Origin of the sequence: Streptomyces sp. NPDC091972 (assembly GCF_044756385.1) — a bacterium.
Taxonomy (GTDB): Bacteria; Actinomycetota; Actinomycetes; order Streptomycetales; family Streptomycetaceae; genus Streptomyces.
Genome location: NZ_JBIVSV010000005.1, coordinates 332065 through 358339, shown reverse-complemented (window position 1 = coordinate 358339; position 26275 = coordinate 332065). Strand labels below are relative to the sequence as shown.

Genomic DNA, 26275 nt, shown 5'->3' with positions numbered 1-26275 from the left:
TCGTGGAAGCCATGGACGAACAGCGATACGACGTGTGGGCGTCCGTTGCCGCCTACGACCGTTACATGGGCCGTTGGAGCCGGGCGGTCGCACGTGAGTTCACGGCCTGGCTCGGGCGTCCGGACGGACTGCGCTGGCTGGACGTGGGATGCGGCACCGGGGTGCTGTCGGCGGTGGTGCGGGAGCGCTGCCGGCCTCGCCTGGTCGTGGGCTGCGACCGCTCCGAGGGCTTCGTCCGGGCGGCCCGGGCCGCGGTCGTCGCGGACGCCATGGCGCTGCCCGTCCGGGACGGCGCCTTCGACGTGGCGGTCAGCGGTCTGACCCTGAACTTCCTGCCCGACCCCGCGGCGGCCGTCGCCGGGATGGCCCGGGCGGTCCGGCCGGGCGGCGCTCAGGTGGCCGCGTACGTCTGGGACTACGCGCAGGGGATGGGGCTGCTGCGGCTCTTCTGGGACACCGCCGCCGCACTCGACCCCGCGGCCGCCGAGTTGGACGAGGGCCGGCGGTTCCCCGGTTGCCGTCCCCAGCCGCTGCACGACCTGTGGACGGCCGCGGGACTCGCCGACGTGGTCGTGCGTCCGATCGAAGTCCCCACCGTCTTCGCCGACTTCGCCGACCTGTGGGGTCCCTTCCTGGCCGGCCAGGGCCCGGCGCCCGGCTATGTCACCGCGCTCCCCCCGGCCGGACGGGACGAACTGAGGGAGGCCCTGCGCGCGGCGGCCCCCACCGCCCCCGACGGCACGATCCCCCTCTCGGCCCGCGCCTGGGCCGTGCGCGGCCGCACCGCCCGTCCGGGAACCGTCCCCAACTCCCCTCGCGTCTGAAGGAGTTCGAAAGACGCAGGCGTCCAGGGACGCATCAGTCGGACGGCACACTCAGGGGGACCGTATGAGCACGAGGACCGGACCGCAGCGTTATCCCGGCGCGAGCCGGGCCAACTGGTACCAGGACGACTTCGGCGGGGACCCGATGGAGGTCAACGTCGTCGTGCTGCACACCACCGAGGGGCGCACGCTGCCCACGTACTCGGGCGGTGCCCTGGCACCCAACCTGACCGCGGTGCCCGACCTCGCCGCGAGGAGGCTGCGCTGGTACCAGCACTTCGACATCGAGACCTCGTCCCGGGCGCTGGCCAACCTGCGCGGCGGTGTCGAGACCAACACGCTCAACGTCTGCCAGGTCGAACTGGTCGGCACCTGCGACCCCACGATCCACGCCAAGTGGAAGAGCGCGGGCAAGTCCCACATCTACTGGCCGGACGCCCCCGACTGGGCCCTCCGGCAGGTCGCCCGGTTCCTCTCCTGGATGCACGAGGAGCACGGCGTCCCCCTGTCGGGGCCGAGCGCCTGGCCCGCGTACCCGTCGTCGTACGGCAGCAAGCAGGGCCAGCGGATGTCGGGGCGGAAGTGGGAGTCCTTCAAGGGTGTGTGCGGGCACATGCACGTGCCGGAGAACAGCCACGGCGACCCGGGCGCGATCGACTTCTCCCGGCTCCTCAAGTACGCCAAGGCGGACCTCGACGTCGGCGACGACGACACCCCCGGGAAGCCGTCCGAGCCGAGGGTCCCGGCCTACCCGGGCCGCAAGCACTTCCGCGCGGGCGCCACGAACGACCATGTCCTGCGGCTGGGCAGGCAGTTGGTCGCGCGCGGCTTCGGCGACCACTACCGGGTCGGGCCGAGCAGGACCTGGGGCGAGGCGGACCGGCTGAACGTCCGCGACTTCCAGAAGTCCCGCCCGGAACTGCACGGGGACGCCGACGGCTACCCCGGCCCGCTGACCTGGCGTCTGCTCTTCTCGTGACCGCGCGGCCGGCGCCCCGGACCCCCGGCGGTCCGCGCAGGTCCGGGGCGCCGGCCCGCCACGCGGGGCCCGCGCCCGCCTCACGCCGCGGTTACGTTTCGCTCAACCTCTGGTTGCCGGGCGATGAGCGGGCGACGATGGGCACATGACTCTGGCCGAGCGCGCCCTGGAACGCCTGGAGGCGTGGTCCGACCTCAGTACGGACCTGCCGAGCTGCGGAGCGGGCCTGGCGCTGCGCTCCGCGCACAGCGAGATCGTGCACTTCCACCCGGGGCGGGACGTGGACCTGCACCTCACCGAACCGGCCATCCGCAGGTTCCACGACGACCTGAGGGAGTCGACCGCGGTCCGGTTGCTGCCGGGCTCCCGCTGGGTCACCGTCCACCTCGACTGCGAGACCGACGTCGACCTGCTGATGAGCCTGGTCAGCGTGGCGCTCAAGGCGCATCAGGCGGGTCCGCCCGCGCCCGGTCCGGGCGGGTGCAACCTCCACCGGGTCACGGTGGTCCCCCGGGACGACTCCTTCGCGCCATTCGGGTGATATTCGGCGATAATCGGTCCATGAGTACGGCGACGTTTGTCCTGGCGGCCACGTCGAGCGAGGTACTCAACGTGATCGCCGCCTTTGCCGGTGGGCTGTTCATCGCCGGCGCGCTGGTGTGGGCCGTGCAGTTCGGCATGCGGGTCCAGCAACGGGAGCTGCCGCGGCCGCTCAGCGATGAGCAGCCGCATCTCCCGGAGACCGGACCGATCCGTGAGATCCGGGAGATGCGGGAGCCGGACGAGCTGCCGGCCCCCGCGGAGGGGCAGGAACGGCTGATGCCGTACCAGCTCCATCACTCGGGAAGCAGACGAGGAAAGGACCAGCACCGCAGACGCTGGCTGCCCGGCTCCAGCGGCGGCTTCGGCAGCGGCGGCCTCGGACACGTGTGACCGGGGCGGCCGTGCGCCGCGCCGCCGCCCGGACCACGGCCGCCGATCCTCCGGCGGGCACTCCCGCCCGGAGGGTCAGGCGCGCATGCCGGGCCGGTACACCGCCAGCGCCCAGATGACGAAGAAGTCGATGCCGATCATGATGACCGACCAGACCGGGGCGTAGGGCAGGAAGAGGAACTGGGCGAGCATGCTCAGCGAGGCGAGGAAGATACCGGTCATCCGGGCCCAGGCGGCGCCCCTGAGGACGAACGCGCCCGTGACGGCGGCGAGGGCGCCCAGGCAGAGCAGGACCACGCCCCAGCCGGTGAGATTCATCTTGTAGACGTAGTCGCCGACGCGGGTCCACACGTCGTCCTTCGCGAGCAGGGAGATGCCCTGGAAGATCGCCAGGATGCCGTTCATCAGCATCAGCACACCGGCGAAGACGACCCCGCCGGCCGCCCACGCGGCCTCGGTGGGCGTGGGTCCGAAACCCGGGGTCGGCGTCTGCGTGGTGCCGGCGGACTGCTGGGTGGCGTGCGGTTGCTGCGTCATGGCCGTGTCCCGCCTCTCGTGGTCGATGTGCTTCGACCATCAGGTGCGGCGGGTCCGGCCACCACGGGAGTGGGCCGAACGGGTGACAGGGCGTGCGGCCGTGCCACGGGGGATCTTCACTGGAGGGACCCGCACCCGGGAGGCGAGATGACCCGCAGGACGACGGCCGCGCTGGTGGCGGCCCTGGCCCTCACCGGCCTGACCGGCTGCTCCGACGACGGCAGCCCGTCCTCGGTGGCGAGCAAGGTGGCGTCGGCCGCCTCGCGCGCCGGGGACGCCGTCTCGTCGGCGACGGCGGAGGCGGGCAGGCGGTTCGACGACATCAGGAACGGCGTCGACGCCGAGGACGACGTACGGCTCGGCAGCCCCGCGACCGCATCCGACGGCCGTACGACGGTGGCGGTCACCGTGGCGAACAGCGCGGGCTCGGTGAAGTCCTTCGCCGTCCAGGTCGACTTCACCGACGGGACGGGCAAGCTGCTGGACGCGGTGGTGGTGACGGTCGCGGACGTCCCGGCGGGTGGCTCCGGGAAGGGGACCGCCCGCAGTACGCACGACCTGTCGGGGGACGTGCGGGCGAAGGTGTCCCGGGCGGTCCGCTACTGACGCCGGCGGCCCGCGGCGGGGGTCACGCCATCCAGAAGAAGACGGCCGTCATCCGCTTCTCCTCCAGGGTCCCGCCGCAGTAACCGGTCGCGCTGTGCACGAGGTTGGCGTTGTAGAGGAGCAGCCGGTTGTACCTGTGCGGCACCCGTACGTCCTCCTCGAAGGCGTCGGGCGCGACGAACCGGGTGCCGAGGGCCTCGACGAGGTTGTCGTGCGGGGCCTGCACGACGTTGCCGCCGAGCCGTCCGCCGGGCAGCGACTGCCGGTGGAAGCTGGTGCCGCAGTCCTTGGGGACGCCGGGGTTGAGGTACAGCACGGCCGCGTACCGGCACAGCGCCCGGGAGTCGGTGTGCGGCCTGGGCTCGCTCTCGCCCTCCCCGACGACCTGGACGCAGTTGTGGTTGAGGGTGCCCCCGCCGGGCGCCCGCTGCACCCACAGCCTCCCGGCCCCCGTCGCCTTCCGCACCAGCCGCTCGACGACGGCGAGTTCGGCGGGTTCGAGCCCGGGCATGGCCCGCAGCCCGGGCCAGGTCTCCGAGGTGTACGGGTGTCCCCGCACCCAGTCGTCCTTCGCGAGACAGCGTTCCCGTACGGCGTCGGCGTCCGGGAGCACGTCGTCGATCACCCAGTAGTCGCGGCCCCTGGTGGGCTTGCGGTACGGGAGGACGGGCAGGGGCCGCTGCGACCGCTGTGGCATGGACATGCGGCGAATCTAGGCCGGGGGCCCGTCAGGTCTCTCCCGCGATTTCCCCCGGACTTCCCCGTGAACCGGTCAACGAACGGTCAACCGCCGCCGTACGGCCCCGCACTGACGGGGTGTGGTGTGAGCCCGGTCATCCTGTGGGGAGGCGATGAACATCCGCGCCCCCCGGTGCGTACTCCTGTGCGTCCGACCCGCCTCCCGGCGGGGACCCCGACCGGGCAGGAGGCACGGTGCCACTCTCGCGCAATGCACTGGGAACGCTGTTTGTGGGCGGAGCCCTGACATTGACCCTCGGTGCTCTCGCGTATCCGTCGATGCTCGGCGTGAGCACCGTCTCCAGCGCACAGGACAGAGTCATCGCGCAGACGCAGTGGGGCCCGCTGACCGAACTGGACCGGGACTTCGTCGTCAAGGTGCGGGCGGCCGGCCTGTGGGAGTACCCGCTGGGGCAGGTCGCCCTGCAGAAGGGGACGACCCCGGAGGTGAAGGAGGCCGGACGGCACCTCATCGACGGGCACGCGGCCCTGGACGCCGCGTGCCGCAAGATCGCGCCGATGCTCAACATCACCATCCCGAACGTGGCGAGCCCGCAGCAGGTCGGCTTCGTGAACCAGATCGAGTCGAGCAACGGCCAGCAGTTCGACACGAACTTCGCCAACATCCTGCGAGTCACGCACGGCTCGATCTTCAACACGATCTCGAAGGTCCGCTCCACCACGAAGAACTCGCTGGTGCGGTCGCTGGCCGACATGGCCAACGACACGGTGCTCGACCACATGACGGTCATGGAGAAGACCGGCTTCGTCAACTTCGACCAGGCCCTCTTCATGCAGACCACACCGCCGAAGCTGCCCGACAGCGACCTGACCCCACCGGCCCCGCAGCCGGGCGCGCCGATGGTCGTGCTCACCCCGCCGGCGAACCCGACGTCGACGCCGCTCGCGGTCCCGGGCGAGAACGCGAACGGCGCCACCCCGGCCACGGGCGCGACCCCGACGCCGACCGTCGGATAGCCCTAGCCCAGCCAGGCCGTCGTGTCCGGTCCCAACAGCCCGTCCTCCAGCGGGCCGCTGGTCATGAGCACTTCTCCGGGCGGCAGCGGGACAGCGGCGTCCGACAGGTTGGCGACACACCGCCAGCCCTCGTGGCGGACGAAGTCCAGTACGCCGTCCGGCCCCGGGTCCGTCCAGGTGAGCTCCTCCCCCTGGAGGAGCTTGCGGCGCAGGCGCAGGGCGGTGCGGTACAGCTCCAGCGTGGAGCCCTCCACACCGTCCTGGGCCTCGACGGCGTACTCGGCGAACCACTGCGGCTGCGGCAGCCAGGACCCGCCCGCGCCGAAGCCGTACGAAGGACCGCTCCGCGTCCACGGCAGCGGCACCCGGCATCCGTCGCGCCCCTTGCGGACCCGTCCCGTCTGCTCCCAGATCGGGTCCTGGAGCACCTCGAAGGGCAGGTCGGCGACCTCGGGCAGCCCGAGCTCCTCGCCCTGGTAGACGTACGACGACCCCGGCAGCGCGAGCATGAGCAGCGTGGCCGCGCGAGCCCGCCGCAGGCCGCGGGAGAGGTCGATCCCGGGCGCCCGGCCGCCGGACAGCAGCCAGGCGTTCTCGTCGGTGCCCGGCGGGAGCACCAGGCGGGAGGCGTGCCGTACGACGTCATGGTTGGAGAGCACCCAGGTGGCCGAGGCGTGGGCCGCGCGGGCGGTGTCCAGGGAGTCGGTGATGACCCGGCGCAGCGCACCGGCGTCCCAGGCGGTCTGGAGGTACTCGAAGTTGAACGCCTGGCCCAGTTCGTCCGCGCGGGCGTACAGGGCGCGGCGGGCGCCGGGCACCCAGGCCTCGGCGACGGCCATGCGGGGCGGGGAGTAGGAGTCGAGGATCGTGCGCCAGTCGCGGTAGATCTCGTGGACCTCGTCGCGGTCCCAGTAGGGGTGGGCGCCCGGCGGCAGGCGGTGCAGGGCCTCCTCCGCGACGCCCGGCAGCTCGCCGAGGTCGCGCAGCGGCTCGGTGAGGTCCTTGGCCAGCGCGTGCGCCACGTCCACGCGGAAACCGTCGACCCCGCGGTCGGACCAGAAGCGCAGGGTGGTGCGGAAGTCCTCGCGGACCTCCTCGTGCGACCAGTCGAGGTCGGGCTGTTCGGGGGCGAACAGATGCAGGTACCACTGCCCGTCGGCGACCCGCTGCCAGGCACTGCCGCCGAACACGGACTGCCAGTCGGTGGGCGGCAGTTCGCCGTGCGCGCCCCGGCCGTCGCGGAAGACGTACCGCGCACGGGCGGCGGAACCGGGTCCGGCGGCGAGGGCCTCCTGGAACCAGGCGTGCCGGTGGGAGGTGTGGTTGGGGACGAGGTCGACGATCACCTTCAGGCCGAGCCGGTGGGCCTCGGCGACCATGGCGTCGAAGTCGTCGAGGGTGCCCAGGCGGGGGTCGACGTCCCGGTAGTCGGCGACGTCGTAGCCGCCGTCGGCGAGTTCGGAGGGGTAGAAGGGGCTCAACCACAGGGCGTCGGCGCCGAGGCCGGCCAGGTGCGTGAGGCGCTGGGTGACGCCCCGGAGGTCACCGAGGCCGTCGCCGTCGGCGTCGGCGAAACTGCGGGGATAGACCTGGTAGACGACGGCCTGCCGCCACCAGTTCGGGTCGTTGCTGGAGAGGTCGGGCGAGGGGTCGGGCGTGGGGGTGCGGGCGGTCACGCGGGCTCCTCTGCGAGGCGGGTGCGATGCACTTCCGTGGAAGGCGACAAAGGGGATATCTGTCCACGTCACCGGAAAAGTGAACCTGGGATGTGCGGAGTGAATCCTTCCCAGTGTGGCGAAATTGTGATGGGCGTCGAACCGCCCCCGTATCACCGCAGGTTGACAGCATTCCGCAAGGAGATCCACGATGTGCGAACACCGTGGCCCATGTGACCAATGGGCCCAGTGTTTCTGATGCTTGCTGTAACCACTCACTCTCATCCTGACGGGATACGTATGTCCATAGCGAGACGTGTCACCATGCGGCGCCTGTTGGGGACGGGCGCCGCGACGCTCGCCTTCTCCGCCGCCCTCGCCTCCGTCGCCTCCGCCTCCGACTGCCCCGGCGGCAAGGGCTGGCAGGACGGCGGAAGCTACAAGCCGGGTACGGGCGCCGGCTCGAAGACCGAGACCGACCGCTGCGAGTTCTCCCTCGACGGCAAGAACTTCTTCGCCTCGGTCAAGGTCGACGACCAGAACCTGAAGCCGACCGACGACGGCAAGGTCCACGTCAAGGTCCGTGCGGCGGGCGACGCTTCCACCTGCACCGCCTCCCTGGCGTCCTACCTCGCGCACGGCCCGACGTTCGCCACCTCCGGCGAGCAGGTCTTCCACGACTTCGACACCGTGACCGTCAAGGCCGGTGCCGTCGACTCCCTCGACATCTCGATCCCGGACCTCGGCTGCTACGCGCAGATCGACCTCTACCGGGGCAACACCAAGTTCGACGGCAAGCTCGACGCCAAGGACGGCCTTCCGCACGGCGACCTGCCCAAGGGCCCGGACCACCCGGTCATCAAGGACAAGCTGATCGCGGCCTGGAACGGCGGCACGAAGGACTGCACGAGCACGCAGACCACGCCCCCGGCGACCCCGCCGGCCGAGAGCACCCCGCCGGCCTCGGAGTCGACGCCGCCGGCCTCCGAGTCCACTCCGCCGGCGTCCGAGAGCACGCCCCCGGCCTCCGAGACCCCGGGCACGGGCACTCCGACCCCGTCCGCCTCGGAGTCCACCACGGCTCCGGCCGCCCCCACGCCGAACGGCGGCGGCGGTGACAACCTCGCCGAGACCGGCGCCAGCAGCAACACCCCGCTGATCGCGGGCGGTGCCGCGGTGCTGCTCGCGGGTGGCGCGGGCATCGTGCTCGCCACGCGTCGCCGCAAGGCCTCGCGCGCCTGATCCCCTCCGACAGGGCCGTCCCACCGTTCGCGGTGCGGGCGGCCCTTTCGCCGTTCCCGTGCCGGTCGTCAGTGCAGGGTGGGCCGGTAGACGAGCTCCTGGATCCGGCCGTCGAGCGTGCGGCTCTCCAGCAGCTCCAGGTCGAAGTCCGCCCCGCCCGCGAAGACCGGGTCCAGCCCGGTCCGGCCGGTGATCACGGGGAAGACCGTCACCTGCACGCGGTCGACCAGGCCGGCGGCCATCAGCGCCCGGTTCATCGCCAGGCTGCCGTGCGAGCGCAAGGGCACGTCCGACTCCTGCTTGAGCCGGGCGACGACCTCGACGGCGTCCCCGTGCACGACGGTGGCGTCCAGCCCGTCGAGGGGGCCCTCCAGCGTCGTCGACACCACCGTCGCCGGCAGGTTCGTCATCCGGGTGACCCAGGGGTCCCGCACGTCGTCCCCCGCGCTGCTCTCCGCCAGCATCCGCGCGAACAGCCGGTAGGTGGCGGCCCCGAGGACCATCCGCTGCTCCCCGCCGTACTGGGCGAGGCGGTGGGCGAGGAACTCCGGCCCCTGCTTGCCCCAGTAGCCGGTGCAGTCGCCGCCGGCGGCGCCGTAGCCGTCGAGGCTGGTGAAGACGTCGAAGGTGTAGGTGGCGGTCATGTCGGTCTCCGGTCCTCCGGGTGGCTGCGGGTCGTCAGGGTTGACCCGGCCCGTCTCCGGAACTCATCGCCATGGCCCCATAAATCGAACACATGATTGAATCCAGGCATGCGATCGTTCCCCGACGACCTCGCCCGGGCCCAGCGCGAGTGGAGTGCCGCCTACCGGCAGCTCGCCGACCGCCCCGGCCGTACGGACCTGCGCCGGCGCCTGTACCGGCTGTCGGCGCAGGTGTTCTTCCACCCCTACTGGCAGCGTGGGCGCCCACGGCCGGCCGAGTGGCGGGAACTGCGTGACCTGCGCCCGCTCCCCGACGACAGCGGCGAACGGCCCACCCGATGACGGACCGACATGCGGGACCGTACGCCGCGGACGATCCTGAGGACATGTCCGGACCGATCCGCGTGATCGTGCACCCTCCGTCCCCGACCGGCGGCCGACGGGTCCGCGTCGACGGCGAGATCCTCGGCCTGGCCCACAACCTGACCGACGTCGCCGAGTTCCTCCGCCGGGCCGGGCTGGAGATCGACCCGGCGGAGGTGGCGCAGTCGTCCTGGATCGACTGGCGCGGCGGCGGCCCCGAGCAGTGGGGCCCGGAGGGCGGCTGACGCCGTCAGCCGGTGGGCATCAGCACGCTGTCGATGATGTACACGGTGGCGTTGGCGGTCTTCACGTTGCCGCAGACGACCTTGGCGGAGTCGTTGACGGTGTACGACTCGCCCGAGCCGGAGGTGGTGAGCTTCGACTTCTCCAGGGTGTCGAAGGAGCCGTTCTCCAGGTCCTGCGGCGTGAGCTTCTGGCCGACCACGTGGTAGGTCAGGATCTTCGTGAGCTGGGCCTTGTCGTTGAGGACCTTGTCCAGCGTGGCCTTCGGGATCTTCGCGAAGGCGTCGTTGGTCGGCGCGAACACGGTGATGTTCTGGGCGTTGTTGAGGGTGTCGACCAGTCCGGCCTTCTTGACCGCCGTCACCAGCGTGGACAGGGCGGGGTTGTTGGAAGCGGCCGTGGCGACCGGGTCCTGGGCCATGCCGTCGAAGGAGCCGGCGCCGCTCGCGGGCACCGCGGAACAGGCGGAGCCGAAGGGCTGGTCGGCGGAGACGGTGCTGCCGGCGCCCGCCATGCTGTCGTCCGACGGGGACGCCGACGCCGCGGCCTTCGAGGAGGAGTCCGACTTGGCCGAGTCGTCGCCGCTGTCGGAGCAGGCGCTCAGGGCGAGCGGCAGGACGGCCGCGGCGGCGAGGGTGACGGCGGTACGGCGGATACGGGTGTTCATGATGAGTCTCCTGTTGAGGGGATCGAACTGAGTGGTGATGGCTTGCGGAGGGTGGTTCGGGGAGGTCACCCGACGGTGACCACGACGGAGTGCCATCCGGTGGCGCCGTCGGGGATCGTGCGGGCGCGTCTGTCCGTCTGCACCGCGCCGGTGCGGTCGGTGGCGCGCACGGTGAGGGTGTGGCCGCCCTTGGTCGCCCGCCACGGGAAGGACCACTGGCGCCAGGTGTCGCGCGAGTCCTCGGCCGCCAGCCGGGCCTGCTGCCAGGGGCCGTCGTCGACCCGCACCTCGACCTTGCCGATGCCGCGGTGCTGGGCCCACGCGACCCCGGCGACCATGACCATGCCGGTCCTCGGCCGGGCGAACGGCTTGGGTGTGTCGATCCGCGACTGGGTCCTGACCGGCGCCCTGCGGGCCCAGCCGCGCTTGACCCAGTAGGGGTCGTAGGAGTCGAAGGTGGTGAGCTCGATGTCCTCGATCCACTTGCAGGCGGAGACGAAGCCGTACAGGCCGGGCACCACCATGCGGACCGGGAAACCGTGGGCGAAGGGCAGGGGTTCGCCGTTCATGCCGAGGGCGAGCAGCGCGTCGCGGCCGTCCATGACGTCCTCGACCGGGGTGCCGATCGTCATGCCGTCCACCGAGCGCGCGACCAACTGGTCGGCCGGGCCGCCCCGGGAAGGCGGTTCGACCCCGCACTCGGCGAGCAGGTCGGCCAGCCGTACGCCGGTCCAGCGGGCGTTGCCGACGTAGGGGCCGCCGACCTCGTTGGAGACGCAGGTGAGGGTGATGTCGCGCTCGACCTGGTCACGGCGGAGCAGATCGTCGTAGGAGAGGGTGAGCGGCCTGGTGACGCCCTTGCCGTGCAGGCGCAGCCGCCAGGAGGTCGCGTCCACCTTCGGCACGACGAGGGCGGTGTCGACGCGGTAGAAGGAGCCCTCGGGGGTGACGAACGGGCTGACCCCGGGGACCCGCAGCGCGGCGCCCCTGGGTACGGGCGGGGCCGGGGACGCCGGCCGGGGAAGCACCACGGCCCGACGGGAGGCGACCGCGCCCCGGTTCCCGGCACCGCTCAGGGCCCGGCCGAGCAGACCCGCCCCGGCCGAGGCCACGGCGGTGGCACCCGCCGCGAGCACGAACCCACGGCGGTCCCAGTCCCGCGCGCCCGCAGGGGCGGGGGCACGGTCGTGGAGTGCGAGGCGGCCCGCGAGGACGTACAGGGTCACCGCACCGGCCACGGCGCCGGCCGCCGAGGGGAGGGCGTCCGCGACCCCCGTCGAGTCGGGGCGGCTCGTCGCCGCGACCGCGCCGACGGCACCGAACAGCAGCACGCCCACCGCGCCGGTGCGCCGGAACCGCAGCGCGGTGATTCCCAGGGCCAGGGCGAGAAGCGCCAGCACCGCGAGAATCCCGAGCCGGAGGACCAGCTTGTCGTCGGTGCCGAACTGACGGACCGCCCAGTCCTTCACCGCGGCAGGCGTACGGTCGATGGCCGCCCCGCCCACCGCGACCACGGGACCGGACTGCGGGCGCACGCCCCCCGCCACCGCCTCGGCGACCGCGAGCGCGGCGCAGCCCGCCAGCACGCCGCTGAGCGCGCCGGGCAGCAGCCTCAACGGGCTGCTGTGGCCCCTCGGTTCCTTCTCGTTCTCGGTCACGTGGGGAATCCGGACCCGCTGGGAGGGCGGATTGGTCGTTCCCCACGATCTGCTGAAATTTCCTGAACTCGTCAGCCCGGGAAGCCCATCAGGGCGACCGGGGCGGAGGTGGGGTGCTCCGAGCCGCCCACGGGTTCGACGGTGATACCCATGCCTGACGCCCCGTCGACCACGCCCCGCATGAGGACCGTCTGGTCGCTGCGGCCGGGGTCCATCAGACCGGCCGACCGCATGGTGCCGTCCTCGTCGAACCAGAGCTGGTAGACCTTGCCGCCGGGGGGCCGGGCCATCCCCGAGACGGCGAAGACGGCACGGTCCAGACCGCGCGAGACGACGACGGTGCCGGTGCCGCCGTCCGCGAGTTCCGCGGCCCGGGTCCGGGCGTCCGGCGCGGACAGCACCGCGGCGATCTCGTCCGCCGTCCGTACCGCCTGTCCGGCCCGGTCGCGGGCGTCCTCCGCCCGCTGGTACTGCCACACGGTCGTGCCGCCCAGTGCCGTGGCCGCGGCGAGACAGGCCGCCAGCGCCCACCGGGACAGTGCCCGGGTGCGCCGCCCGGCCCGCACGGAGAGCGCCTCGGCCGGCGGGCCGGGCGGCACCTGCCGGACGGTGGTGATCCGGCGCAGCACCTGTGCGCGCAGGTCCACGGGGGGTGCCGTGGTGGCCGCCAGCCCCAACCGGGCGGCGGTGGCGCGCAGTTCGGCGGTCTCCTGGGCGCACGGCTCGCAGCCCGGGAGGTGCCGCTCGAACGCGGCGTTCTCCTCCTCGGACAGAGCGTGCAGGGCGTAGGCGCCCGTCATCCGGTGGAGGTCGACGGCGGTCATGCGGTCACCCCCAGGCAGTCGCGCAGCCGGATGAGTCCGTCGCGCAGCCGGGTCTTCACGGTGCCGAGCGGGAGCGCCAGCGCCTCCGCCACCTGACGGTAGGTCAGTCCCCGGTAGTAGGCGAGGGTCACGGCCTGGTGCTGGATCTCGGTCAGGGTGCGCAGACAGCGCCGTACCTGTTCCCGCTCCAGGCGGGCCTCGACGTGCTCGGCCACCTCGTCGTACTCGGGCAGCCGGTCCAGCAGCGCGGCCTTGTGGTCGCGGGCGGCCGCGGCGTCCGCCGAGCGGATGCGGTCCACCGCCCGGCGGTGCGCCAGGGTGAGGATCCAGTTGATGGCCGTCCCGAGGTCGGGCCGGTAGCGGGGGGCGGTCCGCCACACCTCCACGAGCACTTCCTGCACGACCTCCTCCGACTGGGCCCGGTCACGCAGTACGGCGCGCACCACGCCGAGCACCGAGCCCACCACGGTGTCGTAGACCCGGGCGAACGCTTCCTCGTCGCCCAGTGCCACCCGGCCCACCAGTTCCTGGAGATCAGGTTCCACCGATGGATTTCTTCCGATATGCACTGCTTCTCTCACCGAGGGCCTCCGCGGTCGGGACATGTCCGGGTGTAATCCGTTTCTGCGTGGACCGCGGATTGGATGCGCCGTGCGGGGCGCGGGGAGCCGTCGTCAGGAGTCCGAGTCCGGTGCGCCCAGCAGTTCCGCCGCCAGGTCGCGGGCGTGCCCGAGGGGGTCGGGGAGGACGTGCAGACCGTGGGCGACCATGGCGCCCTCGTGCAGCAGCATGAGCGCGCCGGCCCGGTCGGGAGCCAGGTCGGTGAAGAGCCGGAGCATCCACTGCTTCTGGCCGGTGATGACGGCGTACGCCGGGTGGGCGGGGTCGCTGATCTCGGCGTGCGCGTTGACCATGCCGCACCCCTTGGGGCTGTTGGCGTCCATCCACTCCCGGGAGGCCTCGAAGACCGCGCGGACCCGGTCGGCGGCGCCGGGCCCCGCCGCCGCCAGCCGCTCCAGGAGATACGCCCGCCAGCGCTCGTCCCGGTCGGCGAGGTACTCCACGACGATCTGCTCCTTGGAGCCGAACCGGTCGTAGAGCGTCTTCTTCGTCACCCCGGCCTCGGCGGCGATCAGGTCCACGCCGACCGCGTGGATGCCGCGTTCGTAGAAGAGCCGGGACGCCGCCGCGAGGGCCCGCCGGGCGCCCGGGGTCATGGTGATCCGCCGTACCTGGTCCGTTCCGTCTGCCACCCTCCCGACTATACCGATCTGTATAGTGGTCACGGCAAGGACGTATACCGATCTGTTTAGTCACGGGTGGTGACCTCCATGAACGTCCTGCTCTCCGCCGCCTTCGTCGTCTGCTGGAGCTCCGGGTTCGTCGGCGCGAAGCTGGGCACCCAGGACGCCGGCGCGACGACGCTGCTGATGTGGCGGTTCCTGCCGCTCGCGGCCGTCCTGATCGCGTACGCCGTCCATCGGGGCCGGGCTCCCTGGCGCACGCTGGCACCCCGCGACCTCGGCCGGCAGGCCCTGATCGGACTGCTCTCGCAGAGCGGCTACCTGCTCACCGTCTACCACGCCGTCCAGCTCGGCGTCTCCAGCGGTACGACGGCTCTGATCGACGGCACCCAGCCGCTGGTCGCGGGCGCGCTCGCCGGTCCACTGCTGCGCCAGTACGTGTCGGCCCGGCAGTGGCTGGGTCTGTGCCTGGGCCTGTGCGGAGTCGCCCTGGTCACCACGGCCGACGCGGCCTCGACGACGGGGGTGGCGTGGTGGACCTACCTCGTCCCGTTCGCCGGGATGCTCTCGCTGGTCGCGGCCACCTTCCTCGACCGGCGCTCCCGGACCCCGGTGGCCCCGGCCGTGTCGATGACCGTCCACTGCGCCACCAGCGCCGTCGTCTTCACGGCCGCCGCCCTCGCCACCGGCACCGCGACCCCGCCCGCCGACGGGTCCTTCTGGCTCGCGACGGTCTGGCTCGTGACCCTCTCCACCTTCGGCGGCTACGGCCTGTACTGGCTCGTCCTCGAGCGCTCCGGAGTCACCGAGGTCAACACCCTCATGTTCCTCATGGCACCCGTCACGGCCGTCTGGGGCGCGCTCATGTTCGACGAGCCGTTCACGGCGCAGACCGCGCTGGGCCTGGCGGTGGCCCTGACGGCGGTGGCGGTGGTGCGGGGGGCGAGCCCCCGGCGAGAGGAGACGGAGACCGCCGGGTCCCGCTGATAGGTCCCGAGGATCACGGGCACCCGGGGAGCCCCCGCAGCGCCGTCACCGTCCGCGCCCTGCCGCGCTCAGGGCCTGGCCACGAAGACGTGTGCCGCGGTCGGCGCCGGAAGGTCGGCGGTCGCCCGGCCGTCGCCGACCGTCACCCCGCCGGGCGACGACGTCACGCTCACGACCGCGCCGGGCCGCACCCCGGCATACCGCAACGCGCACATCACCCAGGAGTCGGTCTGCACCGGCTCCGCGATGCGGCGTACCACGGTCCGCACACCGCCCGGCCCGGTCCGCAGGTCGCTGAGGCTGACCGTGCCGCCCTCGGGGAGCGACCCCGCGGTGCTCCGCCCGCCGAGCTCCGCCAGGCCCGGGATCGGGTTGCCGTAGGGCGAGTGCGTGGGGTGCCGCAACAGGTGCAGGACACGGCGTTCGACGGCCTCGCTCATCACGTGTTCCCAGCGGCGGGCTTCGGCGTGGCCGTCTTCCCAGTCCATGCCGAGCAGGTCGAGCAGCAGGCACTCGGCGAGCCGGTGCTTGCGCATGACCCGCACGGCCCGTCGGCGCCCCTCACCGGTCAGCTCGACGCGCCGGTCGCCGGCGACGCGCACCAGTCCGTCGCGTTCCATGCGGGCGACGGTCTGGCTGACCGTGGGTCCGCTCCGCTCCAGGCGCTCGGCGATGCGGACGCGCAGCGGGACCACGCCCTCCTCCTCGAGCTCCAGGATGGTGCGCAGATACGTCTCGGTGGTGTCGATGAGCCGGGACATACCGGTGGTCAGGCGGGCGTCTCGGCGGTGGCGACCAGCACCGCGCGACCGAGGGTGTGCCCGGCCATGGTGAAGCCGAGGACGGCCGGGGTGGCGTCCGCCGGGACGCCGATGGAGGCGACGTCGAGAGCGTGCACCACCACGAAGTAGCGGTGCGGGCCGTGTCCGGCGGGCGGGGCGGCGCCGATGTAGCGCGCCAGGCGGGCGTCGTTGGGCAGTTGGAAGGCGCCTTCGGGCAGGCCCGAGCCGGTGTCGTCGCCGGCGCCGGGGGGCAGTTCGGTGACGGTGGCGGGGATGTCGGCGACCGCCCAGTGCCAGAACCCGGACCCGGTGGGGGCGTCGGGGTCGTAGACGGTGACGGCGTAGCTCCTGGTGCCTTCGGGGGCTCCGCTCCAGGACAGCTGCGGGGAGACGTCCTTGCCTCCCGGCAGACCGGAACCCAGCTGCTCGGGCTGCCAGGCGCCCCCGTCGGTGACGTCGGTGCTGGTGACGGTGAAGGGCGCCGCCTCGGGGAGGCGGGCGAAGGGGTCGTTGGCGCTCATCGGGTCGTTCCTCTCAAGGCTGCGTGCGGCGAAACGGCCGCGGCGGAGTGCGGCGGGCAGAAGCCCGGCACCTCGGTAAATCGACGATAACACAGATAATCGATTATCTCTGGGATCGTCTATGCTGAGGGCATGACTGGTACGGCTCCCGCCCCGGCCACCTCCGGCAAGCAGATGCTCTCCGAGCAGGTCTACGCCCACCTCCGGGACGCGATCCTGCGCGGCGACCACGCCCCCGGGGAGGCCCTCAAACCGCAGGACCTCGCCAAGGCGCAGGGCGTGAGTCTGGCCGTCGTGCGCGAGGCGCTCGTACGCGTGGTCGGAGAGGGCCTCGCGGACCGGCTGCCCAACCGAGGCTTCGCCGTCCCCGCCTTCTCCGACCGCCGCTGGCAGCAGATCGCGGAGGCCCGGCGGACCGTCGAACCGGTCATGCTGCGCATGTCCGTCGAGCGCGGCGACGTCGACTGGGAGGCCCGGGTACGTGCCGCCCACCACCGGCTGGCCCGCACCCCGCCGTACGCGCCGGAGACGGGCGAGTACTACACCGGCGCGTGGGCCGAGGCCCACCGGGTCTTCCACCGCACCCTGCTGGAGGGCTGCGACAACCCCGTCCTGCTGGACACCTTCGACCGGATGTGGACCGCGAGCGAGCTGGCCCGCCGCTGGTCGACGCACCGCAACCCCGGCCGGGACGGGGCCCTGGAACATCGCCGGCTGGAGGAGGCGGCCCTGGCCCGTGACGCCGACACCGCGGCCGAGCTGCTGGTCCAGCACCTCACGCAGACCGCGGACGTCCTGAGCGACGACGGCCTCCCGCACCCGTGACGCGTCAGGGGGCGGCGCTCCCCACCCGCCGGCCGGCCCTGCCCGCGCCTCCCCCACCGCCGAAAAACCCCTCGCCCCGCCTCCGCCCCTCCCCCTACCCTCGCCCCATGCAGCGCGCCCACGTCAGCCCGTCGAGCACGACGACGCCGGAGCAGGTCCCGGCGCGCTGACCGTTGCGCAGTCAAGCCCCGGGGCGAGTGCCCCGGGGCTTCGTCGTTCCCGCCGGTTCCTCGCCCCACCGCCGCGAGGGAGACCCCCGTGAACGACCACGACCACCGCCGGCTCGGCCGGGAGCTCGGCCTGTTCGACACCGATCCGCTGATGGGCGCGGGGCTGCCGTACTGGCTGCCCGACGGGGCCGTCGTGCGGCATGTCCTGGAGGAGTACGTCAGGGAGACCGAGCGGGCCGCCGGGTACCGGCACGTGTACTCGCCCGTGCTCGGCAAGCGGGAGCTGTACGAGATCTCCGGGCACTGGTCGCACTACGGCGACGACATGTTCCCGCCGATGCGGCTGGGCGGCGAGGAGGTGGTGCTGCGGCCCAGCCTCTGCCCGCACCACGCCCTCATCTACCGGTCGAGTTCCCGCAGTTACCGCGAACTTCCGCTGCGGCTGGCCGAGTTGGGCGGCATGTACCGCTCCGAGCTGTCGGGTGTCCTCGGCGGCCTCACCCGGGTCCGCGCCATCCAGCTCAACGACGCCCACATCTTCTGCACCCCCGAGCAGGCCGTGGCGGAGGCCCGCGCCGCCCTCGGCCTCGTCCGGCGCGCGCACGACGACCTCGGCATCCGGGCGACCCGGTACCGCCTGTCCCTGCCCGGCGGCTCCGGCAAGTACGTCGCGGACCCCGCGCTCTGGCGGCGCGCCACCGCCCTCCTCGAAGAGGCCCTGGACGGCGTCCCGTACGAGTCCGCCGAGGGCGAGGCCGCCTTCTACGGTCCCAAGATCGACGTGCAGATCACCGACACCGCCGGCCGCGAGTCCACCCTCTCCACCGTCCAGATCGACTTCCACCAGCCCGAACGCTTCGGCCTCCACTACATCGGACCCGATGGCGCCAAGCACCGTCCGGTCATGGTCCACCGCAGCGTCATCGGCAGCGTGGAACGCGCGGTCGCGCATCTCGTCGAGGCGCACGCCGGTGCCTTCCCGGTGTGGCTCGCCCCCGTGCAGCTCATGGTCCTGCCGGTGGGCGAGGCACAGGAGGAACGGGCCGGCGACCTCGTACGGCAGGCCCTCGCGCTCGGCATCCGGGCCGAACTCTCCGGCCCCGGCCACGGCACCCTGGGCGCCCGCGTCCGCGCCGCCCGCCTCGTGCCGTACCAGGCGGTGATCGGTGAGCGGGAGGCCGGCGCCGGCTGTGCGGCCGTCCGGCTGCGGGACGGGCGCAGGCCGGGAACCGTGCCGGTCGACGCCCTGCTGGACCGGGTCCGCGCCCGCGACCGGGACCGCGGGACCGAACTCTGGGCGGCTGCGTAAGGTCGGTCCCGTACGCCAGTGACGAAAGGAACCCCGCCGTGACCGGTCAGCCCATCCCGGTGATCATCGACTGCGACACCGGCGTCGACGACGCCCTGGCCCTGCTGTTCGCCGTCCGGCATCCCGGCATCGACCTGCGGGCGGTCACCTGTGTCGCCGGGAACACCGACGTCGACGGCGTCGTCCGCAACACGCTGACCGTGCTGGAGCAGGCCGGTGCCGGGGACGTCCCGGTCGCCCGGGGAGCCGCGCGGCCGCTGCTCGAACCCGTGCGCACCGCGCAGCACGTGCACGGGCTCGACGGCATGGGCGACCTCGGCCTGCCCGCGCCGACCCGGGTCCCGGTGGACGTGGACGCGGTGACGCTGCTCCGGCGGGAGATCCTCGCCTCGCCCACCCCCGTCACGCTCGTGCCGACCGCCCCGCTCACCAACATCGCGCTGCTCCTGCGCACGCACCCCGAGGTGGTGCGCAACATCGAGCGGATCGTGTTCATGGGCGGCGCGGTGGCGACCGGGAACGCCACGCCGGTCGCGGAGTTCAACGTCTGGCACGACCCCGAGGCGGCCGCGGTCCTGCTCACCGCCGGAGTGCCGATCACGATGTACGGCCTGGACGTCTTCCAGCAGGTCCTGGTGCCGGCCGCCGACGTCCAGCGGCTGCGCGCGAGCGCGGAGCCGTCCCTGCGCATGGCCGGCGAACTCCTCGCCCACCGCGACCCCGCCACCTCCGGCGACCCCACGCCCACGGGCGGCCTCGGCGACGCGGGCGCGGTGTGCGCGGTCGTCGACCCGGAGGGCCTGACCACCGAACTGCTGCCGGTGGAGGTGAGCCTGGCCCCGGGACCGACCCGCGGCCAGACCGTCGTCGACCGCCGCCCGCGTCCCGGCGAGTCCGAGATCCACGAGGGCGAGCGCGAAGTCACCCTCGTCGACGTGGGGTTGGCCGTCGACGTGGAGCGGTACGTGAAGCTGTGGCTGACGGCGGTGGAGGGGGTCTAGCGGCCGGTCCGGCGCCTCAGGAGCCGCTGACACCCCAGCGCTGCTCCACCTTCGCGAGCCGCCAGTAGGCGATCGCCGCCGCCCACACCACCACGAACAGGCCGACGATGACGTAGCCGACGTTGTCGAGGTCGATGTCGGCGATCCAGGTGGTGAGGGCGTCGGTGAGATCGAGCTTGTCGTGCAGGACGCCGACGAGCTCGATCGTGCCGATGAAGAAGGCGACCGCGATGGACAGGCCGGTGATGGCGAGGTTGTAGAAGACCTTGCGGACGGGGTTCGAGAAGGCCCACTGGTAGGCGAAGTTCATGAACGTCCCGTCGAGGGTGTCGAACAGGCTCATCCCGGCGGCGAACAGGAGGGGGAGGCAGAGGATCGCGTACCAGGGCAGTCCGGCCGCCGCGCCCGACCCGGCCATCACCATCAGCGTGACCTCGGTGGCGGTGTCGAAGCCGAGCCCGAAGAGGAAGCCCAGCGGAAACATCTGCCCCGGCCGGGTGATGGACCTGGTGAGCCGGCCGAGGATCCGGTTCATGAAGCCCCTGGAGTCCAGGTGCTGCTCCAGCTCCTGCTCGTCGTACGACCCCGCCCGCATCGCCCGGAAGACCCTCAGGATGCCCATCAGGGCGACCAGGTTGAGGGCGGCGATGAGGTAGAGGAACGTGCCGGAGATCGTCGTACCGAGAAAGCCGAGGACCTGGTGGGTGCCGGACCCCTCGTTCATGACCTTGCCGGCGAGCTGGGTGCCGCCCGCGATGAGCCCGGCGAGCACCACGACGACGCTGGAGTGCCCGAGCGCGAACCAGAACCCCACCGACACCGGCCGCTTGCCGTCGGCCATCAGCTTGCGGGTGGTGTTGTCGATCGCGGCGATGTGGTCCGCGTCGAAGGCGTGCCGCATGCCGAGGGTGTAGGCGGTGATGCCGAGACCGATGCCGAAGGCCCTGTCGCCGACCTCGTAGTGCCCCGGCACCACGAGCAGGAACAGGATGCCGAAGGCGAGGACGTGCAGCCCGGCTATCGCGGCCATCAGGCCGGCCGTCCTGACGGTGTCCTCGCGCCGCCAGCGGAACTGGCCGGAGACCTCGGGCAGGGCAGGGTCGGTCATACGGTGGTCACTCCAGCACCTCGTGGATGAACGCGTCAGCTGCCGTGGCCGGTCTCCTGGCTTACGGGTCGTGCGTCTCCCTGCCCGCCTTCCCGGCCGATGGTGACGGCCAGTGGCTGTCCCGCGAGGGACGTGGGAGGGAGACTCCCCGATCACAGTGGCGAGGGCCGCACCGGCATGGACCTTTGAGGGGTCGTCACCGGCTTCCCGAGCACCACGGCCCGCCCACCGTAGGCGGGCTCGGGGGTTCCTGCATAGCTGCACGCCTGCGCAGGTATGGAAGATCACACAGGGCCGCCTGCGAGGATGTGCGCCATGCACCTCGTCCCGGCCGACCGAGCCGACCGCCGCACCATCGACGGACACCGGGTGTGCGACGCCATCGCCGCGATCGGCGACCCGGGACACGTCCGCACCTGGTCCGACCGCTTCGCCCTGCTCGCCGACCCCAACCGGCTGTCCCTGCTGCTCGCCCTGCACCGCACCGGCCCGCTGGCCGTCTCCGACCTCGCGATCGCGACCGGCATGAACGACCCGGCCGTGTCCCAGGCGCTGCGGCTGCTGCGGGCGGCCGGGGTGGTGGCGGGCGAGAAGGAGGGACGGGTCGTGCGGTACCGGGTGGTGGACGAGGCGGTGCGGGGGCTGTTGCAGCGGGTGTCCTGAGGACACCCCCCGTAACCCGTACGGACCGGACGGCTGGTGACGTCCCGGCACCCGGTGATCACCTGAAGCATGACCCCGCCCCGCGCCGCCCGCGCCGCCGCCTTCGCCGCCGCCCTCTCCGGGCTCCTGGCCGCCACCGCCTGTTCCGCGCTCTCCACGCCGCCGACCGCCCCGCGGCCCTCGATCACACCGCCCAGCAGCGCGCCGCCGCCGTCGCCGAAGGCGTCCGCCGGCCCGTCCTCGGCCCTCACCGAGGCGATGGCACAGGCCGCGCTCGTCACCGACGCGGACCTCGGCGAGCCCTGGACACCGACCCAGGGGGTGGCCACCTGGCACGACGAGGTGCTGAAGTCGAAGGCCGACCGGCGCGGATGCCAGCGGCTGCTGGACGCCCTGTACGCGGACGAGTTGTTCGGCGCCGACGCCGGGCCCCGCGCGGTCGTCGGGATGGACGACGAGTGGAACGCGGCCCAGATGCGCTACCAGGTGCTCGCACGCCCGCCGGCGGAGATCGACAGGACCCTGGCCTGGCTCAGGAGCCTCCCGCGCACGTGCTCGCAGTTCGCGGCCACCACGACCACGGGAGCGGTCCTCGGGGTGCAGGTCGCCGAGCTGTCCCTGCCCGCGGCGGGGGACGCCCGGCAGGGCCTGCGGGTGCTGCTGACCGGGGAGTCGCCGGACGGCGAGCCGACGACGCTCACCCTGGACGTCGCCGCGCTCCGCGTGGGGCAGGACGCGATCAGTGTGACCAACGGCGGCTTCGGCGAGGTGCAGACGGACGCCACGCAGGCGGCCGTCCGACTGGGCGCCGAACGGCTGGCGGAGGTGCGCAGACAGGGGCGGGTGCAGGTGTGAGCGGTCGGGGGGCTTGTCAGTCCGGGTCGAACCGCTTGCGGTGGCGGACCACGTCGTGCGCCACCTCGAGCGCGCTGCGGCCCTCGGCGAAGGCGTGCGCGCGCAGCCGGGCCAGCGCCTCGTCCGAGCCGACACCGAGCTGCACCATGATCATGCCGACGGCCTGGTAGACCTCGTCGTGCGCGGTGGCCAGGCCGCTCAGCCAGGGGGCGTCGCCCCCGGGGCCGTTCTCCTCCCCCCGGGGCAGGGCCATCAGGGCCACCGTCATGACTCGGGCCACCAGTTCGGCGACGCGCAGCTCGCGCCGGGTGAGTTCCCCGGGGGCCTCGCGGTAGAGGTCGAGGGTGCCCACGCACAGGGTGTCGTTGCCGAGCGGCATCGAGTACACCGCCCGTATCCCGGCGGCGGTGGCCTGCTGGGCGAAGACCGGCCAGCGGACCAGGTCCGGGTCGCAGGTCAGATCGGTGGCGAACACGGCCGCGCCGGCCGCCGCGGCGGCCGTACAGGGCCCGTCCCCCAACGTGGCCTGGAGATCCGACAGCCGGGCGGCGCGGTCGCCGCTGGAGCCGAGCTGGACCGGCACGCCGTTGCTGCGCAGCGACACGCTCGCCCCGGCCACCGGCAGCAGTTCGACGGCGGCCGTGCACAGCCGGCCCGGGATCTCGGCGGGCTCGGCGCCCCGCACCCCGGCCGCGATCACGTCGGCGATCCGCCCCCGGTCCCGCCCCGGCCCGGCTGCGAAGTCGTGGCCGGCCTCAAGCTCAGCCCCCTCGCCCCGGCCCCGATCCCGGCCCGCCCGGCGCCGGTGCTCCGGTCGGCGCGGTCCGTGTCCCGGCGGCGCGAGCGGGCCGGTGCCGTCGGCCGGGGTGGCGAAGGTGCCCGCCTCGCCCGCCGACCCGGGGAACGGCCCGGGCTCGTCCTCGTGGGCGTCGCCGTGGGCGTCCCTGGGCCGCACGGTCACCGCCTCCTTCGGTCAGCGCGGGACTGTCCGTCGTCGGCCCCCGGGCAGAGTCACCGCGAGCGGGGGGCGCCGCCCGTGTTCCTCCCGCCCAGGGGCACCGCCCGGCTACCCCTGGGCCACGGGGCGAAACGCCCGGGACCGGCGAGGCGGCGGGCCCCGGCCGCACGGCAGCCCATGTCGTCCCGCGTGCCCTTCACAGACCGCACGGCGATTCATTACGGTCTTCGATGACGGTCAGGGAGCGGCCGCACCGCGTCCAAGCGTGCCGGGGAACCGCCCCGCGCCCCGCTCCTCCCCTACTCCGCCGGCCCGCCCCGGGCCGTGCCGTGCTCCTCGTCCCCGTCCCGCTACGCCGACCGGGGCGCCTCCCGCCGTCCCGGGCGGGCCGGGGACCTCCGGGAGGACCCCGCGACGGCGCGGGTCCCCACCGGGGCGGTCGCCGTCCCCCAAGAGGACGGCGGCCGCTCCGGCAGCGGGTTCAGCGCTTCTCGTACGGATCGGCCGGCGAGGACCGAGGCGACGGTGGCGGCGGCGAGCAGCGCGGCGCCGCCGAGCGTGACGTGGACCAGTACGCGCACGCCGAGCGCGACGAGCCGCAGCCCCTCGGCCACCCGTCCGGCCCCGGTCCGTCCGGTCACCGTCGTCTGGTTCTCCACCTGCTGTGCCCCGCCCGCTCGTCCGTCCCGGGCAGGCTGACCGGACGGACCTGCGCACAAGCCGGGAATGGTCACAGAGGCGGCTGTGCGGGGGCGGGACCGAGGGTGGTGGTGCCGGGGGCCGTACGGTGTCCGAGGCCGGTCCGGTACGCGTCCAGTGCCGCTTCCACGCGTCCCGTACGGCGCAGCAGATCACCCAGCAGCCGGCACAGGTCGGCCAGGTCACCGGCTGCGCCGGCCCGCTCCAGGAGGCTCAGGGCGCGGACGTAGTGCTCCTCGGCGGCCTCGGTGTCCCGGGCGTCCTCGGCGATGATCCCGAGGAGCCGGTGGGCGGCGGCGGAGTGCAGTGCGCCGCGCTCGGAGCTGAGGTCGCTGAGCACCTCGTGGAGCAGGGCGGCGGCCTCGTCGGACTTGCCGCGCCGGTGCAGCACGTCGGCGAGTTCGACGGCGGCCTGGCTGGAGTAGAGGGCGGCCCGCTTGGCGGAGAGCATGGCGAGGGCCTGGCGCAACTCGGTCTCGGCGCGCTCCAGTTCGGCGTTCTGGGCGTAGACGTAGCCGCGCATCCAGTGGCAGTTGGCGAGTTCGGTGCGCAGCTGGAGCTGCCGGTACAGCTCGGCGGCCTTGGCGAGGGAGGCGTCGGCCTCGGCGAGGCGGCCCTCGGCGAGCAGGGTGCGGGCGACGGACCGGTGCATCCGCGCGACGAGGGCGGGGTCGCCGGAGCTCGGGGCGAGGGCGAGGGCCAGTTCGGCGGCCTGGGCGGCGCGGGCGTGGGCGCCCATGTCCATGTAGGGGCCGATGACGCTCGCGTAGAGGAGGAGCAGGGCGTCCGGGTCGTGCAGTCCGCCCCGGTTGAGCTCGTCGATGGTGGACTCCAGCAGGTAGACGGAGTAGCGGAGTTCACCGGTGAGGTAATGGGCGAGGGCGCGTCCGCGCAGGGCGGGCACCCGGGCGGGCAGCGGCACGTCGTCGCCGAGGGCCTTCTCGGCCTGTTCGAAGTACTGGCGGGCGGCACCGAGCTCGCCGGTCTCCACCGCGCACTCCCCGAGCCCGAGCAGGGCGGCGGCCCGCACCTCGGGGAGGTCGAGCGCCTCGGCCTCGGCGAGCAGCGCGGCGTACCGGCCGGCGGACTCCTCGGCCTCCCCGGTGGCGAGGGTGCGCTGGGCCTCGGTGAGGCGGAGCCGCAGGTCGGTGACGAGGCGGGCGGGACGGCCGGTGGCCAGTTCCTCGAAGCCGACGCCGAGGCGGTCGGCGAGGTGCCGGAGCGCGTCGTCGGAGGGCCGGACCCGCCCGGACTCCAGGGTGGAGATGTAGGCCGGTGTGTAGGCCGGTTCGGCCAACTGTCTCTGGGTGAGTCCGCGTTCGACCCGCAACCGCTGCACCCGTCGCCCGATGACGCCCGGGTCGTCCCGCTCAGACATGGCCAACTCCCCAAGCCCCTCTTGCCGTTCGGCAACCGAAGCCCCTAGGTTAAACGGCGTATTAACCCTGCTTAATACACCGTCACCGCCCTGGGTATCCACCGCCACCGCTGCGAGGTCGCCGTGCTCGAACGCACCAGCACCACCGCGCGCTACACGAGGAGTCTCGCCGCCGCCGTCGTGGCCGTGGCCACACTGGTCCTGGCGGCCAACGCGGGCCCCGCGAAGGCGACGGGACCGCACCCGGCCGAGGAGCGGGCCGCCCAGCCGCAGCGGGTGGCCGGGGACCGCTGACCTCGGGCGGCGTCCGGAGCGGCTCCTCAGAGCTGGAACTCCGCCGGCGGGACGCCGAGGGCCGTGCACGCCTCCCGGAGGACCGCCTGCTCCGCCTGGGAGAAGTGGCCGTCGGCGCCGGCGATGACGATGCCCGTCTGGATCACCGCGCGCGCCTCGGTGGGCTTCTTGGCCGCCTTGGCGATCTCCTGGAGCGCCTCGGCCTTGCCCTGCGGGAAGTTGCGGGTCAGTTGGTCCACGTGCTTGTGGAAGCGCTGGCGCAACTGCTCCGGCGGGAAGTTCTGCAACACGTCGTTGCCCAGGATCAGCGACTCCATCTGCTGGATCTCGGCCGCGTCCACCTGGCCGTCCGCGGCCGCGACCAGGGCGCACATCGCCATGCTGGCGTCCCGGTACGCGCCGCTCTTCAGCTCGGCCTTCAGCGAGCCGAGCTGGGTCTTCAGGACGCCGACGAGCTGGGCGCGCGAACCGCCGCGGGCGCTCCCCTGTCCGTGCCCGGCGGTCGTCGTGCCGCGCCCGCCCTGCGCCTGCTGCTGCAGGTTCCTGGCCTGGTCCTTGAGCCGGTCGAACAGTGCCATTGACGTCACCTC

General features: G+C 73.1%; 32 protein-coding genes and 1 riboswitch. Of the genes, 16 read left to right on the top strand and 16 right to left on the bottom strand.

The features are described 5' to 3' along the window. The first annotated feature begins 11 nt into the window (after nt 1-11). The 4 genes from ACIQJT_RS17380 (at nt 12) to ACIQJT_RS17365 (ending at nt 2736) form a co-directional block, all read left to right on the top strand. On the top strand, nt 12-824 hold the full coding sequence (locus ACIQJT_RS17380; protein ID WP_402644272.1) for a class I SAM-dependent methyltransferase: 813 nt from the start codon (nt 12-14) through the stop codon (nt 822-824). A 64-nt stretch (nt 825-888) separates the two neighbouring features. Continuing rightward, nucleotides 889-1803 (top strand): peptidoglycan-binding protein, encoded by a 915-nt coding sequence (locus ACIQJT_RS17375; RefSeq protein WP_402644269.1) that lies wholly within the window; start codon nt 889-891, stop codon nt 1801-1803. A 145-nt stretch (nt 1804-1948) separates the two neighbouring features. Continuing rightward, nucleotides 1949-2344, top strand: a complete 396-nt coding sequence (locus ACIQJT_RS17370; protein ID WP_365453357.1) for a luciferase family protein — start codon at nt 1949-1951, stop codon at nt 2342-2344. A gap of 20 nt (nt 2345-2364) precedes the next feature. Then, complete coding sequence (locus ACIQJT_RS17365) at nt 2365-2736, top strand: DUF6479 family protein (protein WP_365453354.1); 372 nt, start codon at nt 2365-2367, stop codon at nt 2734-2736. A 75-nt stretch (nt 2737-2811) separates the two neighbouring features. Here the strand turns inward: ACIQJT_RS17365 and ACIQJT_RS17360 are convergent, their stop codons facing one another. Further along, nucleotides 2812-3273 (bottom strand): hypothetical protein, encoded by a 462-nt coding sequence (locus ACIQJT_RS17360; RefSeq protein ID WP_365453351.1) that lies wholly within the window; start codon nt 3271-3273, stop codon nt 2812-2814. A 147-nt stretch (nt 3274-3420) separates the two neighbouring features. Here ACIQJT_RS17360 and ACIQJT_RS17355 point away from each other — a divergent pair, with 147 nt between their 5' ends. Further along, nucleotides 3421-3879, top strand: coding sequence for a hypothetical protein (locus ACIQJT_RS17355; RefSeq protein ID WP_402644265.1), 459 nt, complete (start codon nt 3421-3423; stop codon nt 3877-3879). A 22-nt stretch (nt 3880-3901) separates the two neighbouring features. Here the strand turns inward: ACIQJT_RS17355 and ACIQJT_RS17350 are convergent, their stop codons facing one another. Next, a complete protein-coding gene (locus ACIQJT_RS17350; RefSeq protein ID WP_402644262.1) occupies nt 3902-4582 on the bottom strand; it encodes a DUF6445 family protein in 681 nt (226 codons plus the stop codon). 266 nt (nt 4583-4848) lie between these two features. Between ACIQJT_RS17350 and ACIQJT_RS17345 the strand changes: the two genes are divergently transcribed. Beyond that, nucleotides 4849-5595, top strand: coding sequence for a DUF4142 domain-containing protein (locus ACIQJT_RS17345; protein ID WP_365453342.1), 747 nt, complete (start codon nt 4849-4851; stop codon nt 5593-5595). Nucleotides 5596-5597: 2 nt separating this feature from the next. Here the strand turns inward: ACIQJT_RS17345 and ACIQJT_RS17340 are convergent, their stop codons facing one another. Continuing rightward, nucleotides 5598-7271, bottom strand: a complete 1674-nt coding sequence (locus ACIQJT_RS17340) for a glycoside hydrolase family 13 protein (RefSeq protein WP_365453339.1) — start codon at nt 7269-7271, stop codon at nt 5598-5600. Nucleotides 7272-7550: 279 nt separating this feature from the next. Here ACIQJT_RS17340 and ACIQJT_RS17335 point away from each other — a divergent pair, with 279 nt between their 5' ends. After that, the gene (locus ACIQJT_RS17335; RefSeq protein ID WP_365453336.1) at nt 7551-8492 is read left to right on the top strand and encodes an LAETG motif-containing sortase-dependent surface protein; all 942 of its coding nucleotides are present in this window, start codon (nt 7551-7553) and stop codon (nt 8490-8492) included. 68 nt (nt 8493-8560) lie between these two features. Here the strand turns inward: ACIQJT_RS17335 and ACIQJT_RS17330 are convergent, their stop codons facing one another. After that, nucleotides 8561-9136 carry a dihydrofolate reductase family protein gene (locus ACIQJT_RS17330; RefSeq protein WP_402644257.1) on the bottom strand — a complete coding sequence of 192 codons (576 nt, stop codon included), beginning with the start codon at nt 9134-9136 and terminating at the stop codon, nt 8561-8563. 108 nt (nt 9137-9244) lie between these two features. Between ACIQJT_RS17330 and ACIQJT_RS17325 the strand changes: the two genes are divergently transcribed. Then, nucleotides 9245-9478 carry a hypothetical protein gene (locus tag ACIQJT_RS17325; RefSeq protein WP_402644255.1) on the top strand — a complete coding sequence of 78 codons (234 nt, stop codon included), beginning with the start codon at nt 9245-9247 and terminating at the stop codon, nt 9476-9478. A 44-nt stretch (nt 9479-9522) separates the two neighbouring features. Continuing rightward, a complete protein-coding gene (locus tag ACIQJT_RS17320) occupies nt 9523-9744 on the top strand; it encodes a hypothetical protein (protein WP_365453327.1) in 222 nt (73 codons plus the stop codon). A gap of 5 nt (nt 9745-9749) precedes the next feature. On the opposite strand, the gene ACIQJT_RS17315 is transcribed toward ACIQJT_RS17320, so the two are convergent. From ACIQJT_RS17315 to ACIQJT_RS17295, 5 genes are all read right to left on the bottom strand, one after another. Continuing rightward, the gene (locus tag ACIQJT_RS17315; RefSeq protein ID WP_402644252.1) at nt 9750-10409 is read right to left on the bottom strand and encodes a fasciclin domain-containing protein; all 660 of its coding nucleotides are present in this window, start codon (nt 10407-10409) and stop codon (nt 9750-9752) included. 65 nt (nt 10410-10474) lie between these two features. Continuing rightward, nucleotides 10475-12067: a sulfite oxidase gene (locus tag ACIQJT_RS17310; protein ID WP_402644250.1), complete on the bottom strand. Its 1593-nt coding sequence runs from the start codon at nt 12065-12067 to the stop codon at nt 10475-10477. 71 nt (nt 12068-12138) lie between these two features. Further along, the gene (locus ACIQJT_RS17305) at nt 12139-12891 is read right to left on the bottom strand and encodes an anti-sigma factor domain-containing protein (protein WP_402644247.1); all 753 of its coding nucleotides are present in this window, start codon (nt 12889-12891) and stop codon (nt 12139-12141) included. Then, nucleotides 12888-13472 carry an ECF RNA polymerase sigma factor SigK gene (gene sigK, locus ACIQJT_RS17300; RefSeq protein ID WP_402644244.1) on the bottom strand — a complete coding sequence of 195 codons (585 nt, stop codon included), beginning with the start codon at nt 13470-13472 and terminating at the stop codon, nt 12888-12890. The genes ACIQJT_RS17305 and sigK overlap by 4 nt, the downstream gene beginning before the upstream one ends. Before the next feature lie 93 nt (nt 13473-13565). Beyond that, nucleotides 13566-14108: a TetR/AcrR family transcriptional regulator gene (locus tag ACIQJT_RS17295; RefSeq protein WP_402644779.1), complete on the bottom strand. Its 543-nt coding sequence runs from the start codon at nt 14106-14108 to the stop codon at nt 13566-13568. Between the two features lie 114 nt (nt 14109-14222). Here ACIQJT_RS17295 and ACIQJT_RS17290 point away from each other — a divergent pair, with 114 nt between their 5' ends. Continuing rightward, nucleotides 14223-15122, top strand: a complete 900-nt coding sequence (locus ACIQJT_RS17290; protein WP_365453803.1) for a DMT family transporter — start codon at nt 14223-14225, stop codon at nt 15120-15122. Nucleotides 15123-15190: 68 nt separating this feature from the next. Here the strand turns inward: ACIQJT_RS17290 and ACIQJT_RS17285 are convergent, their stop codons facing one another. Then, entirely contained in the window at nt 15191-15883 is a 693-nt protein-coding gene (locus ACIQJT_RS17285; RefSeq protein ID WP_402644242.1) for a metal-dependent transcriptional regulator, read from the bottom strand. Between the two features lie 8 nt (nt 15884-15891). Then, nucleotides 15892-16425: a YbhB/YbcL family Raf kinase inhibitor-like protein gene (locus ACIQJT_RS17280; RefSeq protein ID WP_402644239.1), complete on the bottom strand. Its 534-nt coding sequence runs from the start codon at nt 16423-16425 to the stop codon at nt 15892-15894. A 132-nt stretch (nt 16426-16557) separates the two neighbouring features. Here ACIQJT_RS17280 and ACIQJT_RS17275 point away from each other — a divergent pair, with 132 nt between their 5' ends. The 3 genes from ACIQJT_RS17275 (at nt 16558) to ACIQJT_RS17265 (ending at nt 19730) form a co-directional block, all read left to right on the top strand. Continuing rightward, nucleotides 16558-17250 carry a GntR family transcriptional regulator gene (locus tag ACIQJT_RS17275; protein ID WP_365453307.1) on the top strand — a complete coding sequence of 231 codons (693 nt, stop codon included), beginning with the start codon at nt 16558-16560 and terminating at the stop codon, nt 17248-17250. Nucleotides 17251-17571: 321 nt separating this feature from the next. Further along, nucleotides 17572-18729, top strand: coding sequence for a threonine--tRNA ligase (thrS, locus tag ACIQJT_RS17270; RefSeq protein ID WP_402644775.1), 1158 nt, complete (start codon nt 17572-17574; stop codon nt 18727-18729). 38 nt (nt 18730-18767) lie between these two features. Continuing rightward, on the top strand, nt 18768-19730 hold the full coding sequence (locus ACIQJT_RS17265; RefSeq protein WP_365453301.1) for a nucleoside hydrolase: 963 nt from the start codon (nt 18768-18770) through the stop codon (nt 19728-19730). Nucleotides 19731-19746: 16 nt separating this feature from the next. Here ACIQJT_RS17265 and ACIQJT_RS17260 read toward each other — a convergent pair whose 3' ends face one another. Continuing rightward, entirely contained in the window at nt 19747-20838 is a 1092-nt protein-coding gene (locus ACIQJT_RS17260) for a HoxN/HupN/NixA family nickel/cobalt transporter (protein WP_365453298.1), read from the bottom strand. A gap of 28 nt (nt 20839-20866) precedes the next feature. Continuing rightward, nucleotides 20867-21072, bottom strand: a riboswitch (cobalamin riboswitch). An 81-nt stretch (nt 21073-21153) separates the two neighbouring features. Here ACIQJT_RS17260 and ACIQJT_RS17255 point away from each other — a divergent pair. After that, the gene (locus ACIQJT_RS17255; RefSeq protein ID WP_365453295.1) at nt 21154-21501 is read left to right on the top strand and encodes a metalloregulator ArsR/SmtB family transcription factor; all 348 of its coding nucleotides are present in this window, start codon (nt 21154-21156) and stop codon (nt 21499-21501) included. A gap of 69 nt (nt 21502-21570) precedes the next feature. Further along, nucleotides 21571-22356 carry a hypothetical protein gene (locus ACIQJT_RS17250; protein ID WP_402644234.1) on the top strand — a complete coding sequence of 262 codons (786 nt, stop codon included), beginning with the start codon at nt 21571-21573 and terminating at the stop codon, nt 22354-22356. A 16-nt stretch (nt 22357-22372) separates the two neighbouring features. Here the strand turns inward: ACIQJT_RS17250 and ACIQJT_RS17245 are convergent, their stop codons facing one another. The 3 genes from ACIQJT_RS17245 to ACIQJT_RS17235 form a co-directional block, all read right to left on the bottom strand. Continuing rightward, nucleotides 22373-23311, bottom strand: coding sequence for a GAF and ANTAR domain-containing protein (locus tag ACIQJT_RS17245; RefSeq protein WP_402644231.1), 939 nt, complete (start codon nt 23309-23311; stop codon nt 22373-22375). Between the two features lie 353 nt (nt 23312-23664). Further along, nucleotides 23665-23973 (bottom strand): hypothetical protein, encoded by a 309-nt coding sequence (locus tag ACIQJT_RS17240; protein WP_402644228.1) that lies wholly within the window; start codon nt 23971-23973, stop codon nt 23665-23667. 71 nt (nt 23974-24044) lie between these two features. Beyond that, the gene (locus ACIQJT_RS17235; protein ID WP_402644225.1) at nt 24045-25391 is read right to left on the bottom strand and encodes a tetratricopeptide repeat protein; all 1347 of its coding nucleotides are present in this window, start codon (nt 25389-25391) and stop codon (nt 24045-24047) included. A 123-nt stretch (nt 25392-25514) separates the two neighbouring features. Here ACIQJT_RS17235 and ACIQJT_RS17230 point away from each other — a divergent pair, with 123 nt between their 5' ends. After that, nucleotides 25515-25685, top strand: coding sequence for a hypothetical protein (locus tag ACIQJT_RS17230; protein ID WP_179200365.1), 171 nt, complete (start codon nt 25515-25517; stop codon nt 25683-25685). A gap of 26 nt (nt 25686-25711) precedes the next feature. On the opposite strand, the gene ACIQJT_RS17225 is transcribed toward ACIQJT_RS17230, so the two are convergent. After that, nucleotides 25712-26263 carry a tellurite resistance TerB family protein gene (locus ACIQJT_RS17225; RefSeq protein ID WP_402644223.1) on the bottom strand — a complete coding sequence of 184 codons (552 nt, stop codon included), beginning with the start codon at nt 26261-26263 and terminating at the stop codon, nt 25712-25714. Nucleotides 26264-26275: the final 12 nt, after the last annotated feature.